This is a genomic window from Aurantibacter sp., from assembly GCF_039941195.1.
Lineage (GTDB): Bacteria > Bacteroidota > Bacteroidia > Flavobacteriales > Flavobacteriaceae > Aurantibacter_A.
In genome coordinates, this window is the sequence record NZ_JBDVFA010000069.1 from 21,906 (window position 1) to 28,065 (window position 6,160).

3 protein-coding genes are annotated in these 6,160 nt (G+C 36.9%); all 3 read right to left on the reverse strand.

Annotation, left to right across the window (positions count from 1 at the left end; genetic code table 11):
* Positions 1–15: 15 nt before the first annotated feature.
* Complete coding sequence (locus tag ABJF52_RS12015) at positions 16–1,956, reverse strand: OmpA family protein (RefSeq protein WP_348150416.1); 1,941 nt, start codon at positions 1,954–1,956, stop codon at positions 16–18.
* A gap of 13 nt (positions 1,957–1,969) precedes the next feature.
* Positions 1,970–2,965, reverse strand: coding sequence for a type IX secretion system membrane protein PorP/SprF (locus ABJF52_RS12020; protein ID WP_348150419.1), 996 nt, complete (start codon positions 2,963–2,965; stop codon positions 1,970–1,972).
* A gap of 10 nt (positions 2,966–2,975) precedes the next feature.
* A partial coding sequence (locus ABJF52_RS12025) for a gliding motility-associated C-terminal domain-containing protein (protein WP_348150421.1) occupies positions 2,976–6,160 on the reverse strand: 3,185 nt, incomplete at its 5' end.

The following is a 6,160-nucleotide window of genomic DNA, read 5'->3' on the forward strand; positions in this document are numbered from 1 at the left end:
TAAAGAATCATGAGCCTATTCAGATATGGCATCTAAATTAGCAACTACTATAAGTGTTCGATCATTTTGTTGATGTAAGAAATCGAGACAGTAAACTCCATTTTTACAATTATTAACTAATTGCGACTCTCCATAACCAGTTGCACTTACAATATTTCCTGTAGGCACTCCATTTGCTGTTAAATAACCCCTAATTGCATCTGCTCTACTTTGCGAAAGCTTTTTATTTGCACTAGTGCTTCCTCTGCTATCTGTGTGCGTTTCAATACGAAACTTCATATTAGGAAAATACTTGGATGCTTCAACAACCTTATCTAACTCTACAGCTACGTCTGATGTTACTAAACTTTTTCCTTTAGCAAAAAAGAAGTCTTTCAATTTAACAATTGTCTTTTCTTCTTTTTTACCAAGAACATCATCTATATAAGCTAGCTTCACATTTAATGGTTCTTTACCTAAGGCATCCATTTCAGCCTTACCAAACTTTTTATAATAAGTACCATAATTCTCTTTATGAATTTTTAAAGAAGTATTGGCACGCCATGGTACTTCTAATTGATAGGTACCGTTTTCTTTGGTTTTTACCTCCTTTATCAACTTCCCATTTTCATCTAATAAACTTATAGAAGCATTTCCAATAAAGTCATCGTTCTTAGCCCGTACAACCCGTCCATGATATGATAAGGTTTTCAATCCTGGAGCACCAGAAACCTTAAATCCATATAGATCATCTTTTCCTTTTCCTCCCGGTTTATTAGAAGCAAAATAGCCCATTAGACCTTCATCACCATTTTCTTTAATGATAAAACCAAAATCATCAGAACTAGAATTTATACCTGCTCCTAAATTTACTGGAACACCATATGTATTGTCCGTATTTATATTGGACTTATATATATCCATTCCGCCTAAACCATAGAAAATATCAGAAGAAAAATAAATACTCCCATCAAAAATGTAGGGTGCAATCTCATTACCAGGAGAATTAATGCGTGGCCCTAAGTTAATCGGCTCCGACATTATTTGTCCATTATTAGTATTCACAACGTAAATATCTGTACCGCCAAAGCCGTCATCAAAATTAGCAGAAAAATAAAGCTTCTCCGATTCAACGTCATAAAATGGATAGTAAAAAGACGTACTCAAATCTTTAAGTAAATACCTAAAAAAACCATTTTCGTATATCATACCAATTGCCAAGGAGTTTTTACCTTTGTCGTCAAAAGAAAGATCATCACCTTCTGCATTCGACAACACATAAAAAATTCGCTTTAAGTCTTCAGAGTAATAAGGTGTTGATTTATGATATTTGGTTTCCGGCATTCCTTCATATCTATTCGGACTAGATATATTTCCATTTTTTGAAATGCGTGAAACAAAAATATCCAAATAAGATTCTCCTGAAGGTCCGTAGACCTTTTTTGACTTCGAACCTCTACTTGAGCTAAATAATAGTTTGTCTTTAAAAAATGTTGGTGAAAAATCAGCTTGAGGACTATTACCATCTAAATTAAAAACAAAAAAACCAGCACCATCACCTAAATTAGAATCTATTAGTTCATAATTAAAGTCAGCATTCTCTATCCATTCGCTCGTAAAAGACCCTCGTTTTGTTTCTAAAAATGCTCGTACTCTTTCACGCTCAGAAGTCTTTGCCATACTTTGCAGCATGTTATTGAAACGATAATTAGACATTATGGTATCGTTCTTATTAATGTCTAAATATATTTTGGAAGCATTCATATAATCTGACGTGCGGAAATAAGCATCAGCTAAATTTAAAAGCTGCTTATTATTAATCAAATCGCCATCGGCCATTTGCTTTTTATAAGCACGAATTGCTGCCTCATAATCATAACTATAGAAATAAGCATCACCTCTTGACATCTTCTCTTCTTGCCCAAAAGAAAAGAATGAGATCAATGATACAACTAAAAAGACGCCTAATTTGTTCATATTATATTACTATTTAGAAGAACCTTGGTGTATCAATTTGTTTTGGTTTACCTTTTAATTTTGGATCTTTACTCGTCCCGCTTCCACCTGAACCTTTTCCTAGATAAAATTTCAAAATTACTTCGTGCGATCCACTATTAAATTCCCCTAACGAATTAGTGTTATAGTCGTACGAGTAGCCCATAAACAAACTGCTACTTATTTGAAAACCGGCCAACCCACTAACTGCATTATCTAATCGGTACGAAGCACCCAAAGTAAAGCGATCATTAATTAGAAAATTACCTGATAAATTCAAATTTATAGGAGCACCTCCAATTATATTAGCAAGTACTGCCGGTTTAAATTTGAGTGACTCTGATAAATCAAAAACATAACCACCAATGATGTTAAACTGAACCTTATCTTCAATTATGGTAGCAACATCATCATTATACAAACCATCGGTTAAAAAATTAGGAATTGAAGCTCCAAAATACCAAATATCATCTTCGTATAAGAACAAACCAGCTCCAATAGTTGGATAAAACTTACTAATGTTTTCGCGATCTAGGATAGGTTCTCCGGGGTTTTTAAAAGACCCTTTCGCAAAGTCCACCCCTAAAAAAGACCCACCAACATCCATACCAAAAGATAATTTAGCACTTTCCGTAACATTGATTTGATAGGAATAGGCTGCTTCTACATAGGTTTGTGTTGCAGGACCTAATTGGTCGCTAATAACATTAAAACCAACACCCATTTTCTCATTAGAAAGTGGAAAATTTACACCAAAACGCATGGTTCTTGGTGCACCCGGAATATCCAACCACTGTGCTCGGTATAAGCCTGAAAGTTCTGGGGTTTCAGTTGTACCCACATAAGCGGGGTTGAAACTACCAATATTATACATATACTGGGTATACTGGGGTTCTTTTTGCCCATGGGCGTTTCGTACAGCACCAATTGCCATCACCATTGCCAAAAAAATACATCTATATATAAACTCTCGCTTTTTGCTATAAGTCATTCGTATCGTATCATCTTATGAGCTGTATCCAGCCCTTTTTGGTTTGTGATCCATTACCATCACCTAAATCAACATTCATCGCGTAGAAATAGGTGCCATCTGGAGATTCTTTGCCTTTCCAGGAACCATCCCAAACCTCCGCGGTTGTCATATTATTACCTTCAAAAACCATATTTCCATAGCGATTGAAAATTTGAACATTGTAGATTATGTCTTTTATTTGATTCGTCTCTGAATCTACTAAATTTATTTCAAGAAAATCATTAGTTCCATCGGCATTCGGCGAAAATTGATTAAACAAGAATCCAACCTCAGCTGGAGTGGGCAAACTGACATTTACAATAACTGTTACTTCATTGTTATCAGGATTTGCATCAGTTGGTGTTGAACGCAAAATTCTTGCCGTATTTGTAAACGTACCTTCCAATGGTACATTTACAGACAGCGTCAATTCAATGGACTCCCCTCTCGCTAATGATTCAATAGACCAAATACCCTTAATTGGGTCATATTCCGATCCTGGCGCTTCATATGACAGATTCGTAAACGGACTATCCATACTACTTGGAATTATATCTTCAACTTGAATATTAGTAATAGTATCCCCGTTGGCTGATTGGTTTGTGATTTTAATCGTAAAAACTACTATATCATTAACTAATGGATTTTCACTTAAAGCAGTCTTCTCTAGTAACAAATCAATACCCTCTGGTAAATCTATATTTACCTGAACTGTCGCTTCATTATTCGCTAATGTGTCGTCTTCGGGTAAAGAAGACAATAAGGTTGCTGTATTGGTATATGGGCCACCTTCTAAAATTAAAACCTCTATAGACAATGTAGCACTAGACGATGCCTCTAATTCTACAATATCCCATTCGGAAGTGGTGAGGTCGTATGTACCAGTAGATTCGGTATGCGAAACGTATTCAAAGCCTAACTCTATTAAATCCTCAATAATAATAGACCGAGCCGTTCTATCTGCATCAAGGTTATTTACAGTAACTGTAAATGTAATAGTGTCTCCTATCACGGCAAATTCATTATCGACTGTTTTAAGCACCTCTAAATCAATTGGACTACAATTCTCATGATCAGGATTAGGACTACAAGCATCATCAGGGTCAGAACCATCATTCTGCTCGTCTAAATCTGAAATTCCATCACCATCAGTATCACAAAATCCATTAAATCGATTTGGCAAACATGGATTCGTATTGGCAGGATCTAATTGGTCAACGACACCATCGTTATCCGTATCAGCAATATTAGAATCAAGAGCATCAATTATTCCATCTTCATCACTATCTAATGGATTTTCAATATCATCGCCAACTTCAACACCATCATCAATTCCATCCTCATCGGTATCTGCATTATTTGGATCCGTACCCAATATAGATTCCGTACCACCAAACAAACCATCTCCATCATCATCGGTATCGCAACTACTTACCGAAACCGTAACTTCTGAAGTCTCACTAGTACATGGAGCTACAGCACCTGTGGTTGTATAAGTAAATACATAAGTTCCTTCAGGTTGTCCTGCAAAATCAATTTGACTAATACCATTTGCAACAGTACCTCCACCAGGTTGACCAGTAACTGTCCATTGTCCTGCATCAGCGCCAGTAAGTTGTCCATCCAAATCTAATGTGGTAATGCCGAAAGTTGCATCGTTACATGAAGAAGCATCCGTTGCTGTACCTGCGGAAGGTTGTGATATAACCGTAGCTTTTACTTCTATACGTGGTGTAGTTTTACAATCGTTTTCAGTCGCCTCTACCCAGTAGGAGCGTGATTGTGTAACATTAACTGTAAAACTTGCTCCACTATCTAGTATCGTAGAACTCGTAGCTGAAGTATACCAATTAATAGTAGGCGTTCCACTGGTTACAGTAGTTGTAAATGTAACCGGTCCTGCACCACAACGTGTTTGGTCTGTTGGATCAGTTATAACCGGAGTATCATTTTCCTGAATAGAAACCGTTAATGAAGGACCCGGACAATTATCAGCAGCATTCCAGTAAAATGCATAATACGTACCTGCATTTGGATTGGAAATCTGAGTAGCATTCAAATGTGCAGTTTCAACTGAAGTATCAGGATTAGGACTCCATCTTAAATCTACTAGAGACCCAGAGATAAAATCGTTCAGACTCACAGTTACATCATCACAAAATTTTGTTGGTGTTGCGTTATTTAGGGTAGGTTGACTTACACCTGCACAAGGATCACAATCTTCCACCACAATAGTTGCATCTACCGTTGCATTAGCGCAAGCACCTCCTCCTGTTAGGGTATATCTATATACATATGTACCAACAGGGTCATTATTAAAATTTACTACATTATTCCCATTAAAGGTAACATTCGCAGGTCCTGACACAAAAGACCAAACTCCACCGGCATCTTGCCCAGTTATAGCATTATCTAAATCTATTGTACTCCCACCAAAGGCGTTATCGCTACATCTTGTTAAGCTAGCAACCGGCGTACCGGAATTTGGCGAATCATTAAAAGTAACTGCAATACCCGTTGATGGACTAGCACAAACATTTGTATTATCCCAATAAACAGCATAATAAGTACCTGCATCATTTGGAGTAATTGATGAACCAGTTATTAATTGATTGGCTGCTGTAGGATTTTGTACTGTACTCCATCGTAAAGCAGAACCCGTTGGAGCACTACCTGCACCACCAGTTATTAGTGTGTTTAAATTTAAATTGGTTGTTCTATCACAAAAATCGGAAGTTGCCGTATTTCTCGGGGGAGCAGTAGCACCTGCCGTACAATCGTCATCGATAATTGTTACTGTAGCGGTGTTATTGGGCCCAATCGTAAATAATGGGTTACTAGAACTTACTAATGTCATTGTAACCGTTTCATCTCCCTCAGCTATTAAATCGTTTAATGCGACTACATTAACATTTCTATTGATTGTTTCTTCACCCGCCGTATAGGTTATTTGCGTTCCTGAAGCATTAATTGCACCTGTTAAATTGTAATCTGTGCCAGCCCCTGGTCCGGTTGCTGTACTGGTTGACAAATTAATGGTAACATTGAATGCTACGTCAAAACCTTTTGGTTGTGTCATTTCTATACGAAACTGACCATTTTGTCCTGACCCATCTTCATTTACATTTGGCCTAAATTCCGAACCACTCGTTATCATTGAAATTACTGCTGAAT